This is a genomic window from Vibrio sp. 2033, assembly GCF_033339735.1.
In genome coordinates, this window is record NZ_JAWOVC010000275.1 from 1 (window position 1) to 761 (window position 761).

2 protein-coding genes are annotated in these 761 nt (G+C 43.6%); both read right to left on the reverse strand.

Features of this window, described 5'->3' with window-relative positions:
* Positions 1-57 precede the first annotated feature (57 nt).
* Positions 58-456 carry an 8-oxo-dGTP diphosphatase MutT gene (gene mutT / locus R7P74_RS26045; RefSeq protein ID WP_005461225.1) on the reverse strand — a complete coding sequence of 133 codons (399 nt, stop codon included), beginning with the start codon at positions 454-456 and terminating at the stop codon, positions 58-60.
* A gap of 75 nt (positions 457-531) precedes the next feature.
* Positions 532-761 (reverse strand): SEC-C metal-binding domain-containing protein (locus tag R7P74_RS26050; RefSeq protein WP_318123545.1); only part of this gene is annotated, 230 nt, incomplete at its 5' end.

Genomic DNA, 761 nt, shown 5'->3' on the forward strand with positions numbered 1-761 from the left:
GCTGAATCTTTTTAAACTAACAACATACTGTGTTAACCACAAGCACGTTCATTGGGCTTAAGCGAACTCTTTTACGACACGTTGTAAGATCGGCACGTTAGCTTCAGGGAAGGTGTAATCCCCTAATTCACCAACTGCGACCCAGCGCCCTTCTTGACCTTCTCGACCATAAGGTTCGTTCTCGAACTGAGAGACGGTAATAAAATCAAATTTTAGTGACTTATCTGGGTAATCGTATTCAAGGTGTTCAAACGGTGCTTGTTCAATCACTCGAATCCCCACTTCCTCTTCAAGCTCACGAACCATCGCTTGTTCAACTGTTTCTCCTAGCTCGACTTTACCGCCCGGAAACTCCCAAAAACCACCTTTATGTTTATCATCAGGACGTTTAGTAATAAAGATTTGCGACTTATCTTGATTGAAAATGATCGCTGCAACAATGTGAATTCTTTTCATGGATATTTACCTAGGATCTATCGATACAAAAAGAGCCGCCTAAGCGACTCTTTCTTATTAAGTTATCAAGTTAGATTAATTGATCTGACCGTGACACTGCTTGTATTTCTTGCCACTACCACATGGACAAGGTTCGTTTCGACCTACTTTACGCTCATCACGAACAACAGGTTGATTTGAGCCCTCAGACTCTTCACCATCAGCCAACTGATTTTCCGCAGCTGCATGCTGAGCCTGCGCACGACGAGCAGCTTCTTCTGCTTGTGCACGACGTTGCTCTTCCATACGCTCAACTTCTTCTTGCT

Bases quoted from the DNA above. Each gene is read 5' to 3' on its own strand.
- mutT (WP_005461225.1), bottom strand. From the start codon at position 456: ATGAAAAGAATTCACATTGTTGCAGCGATCATTTTCAATCAAGATAAG.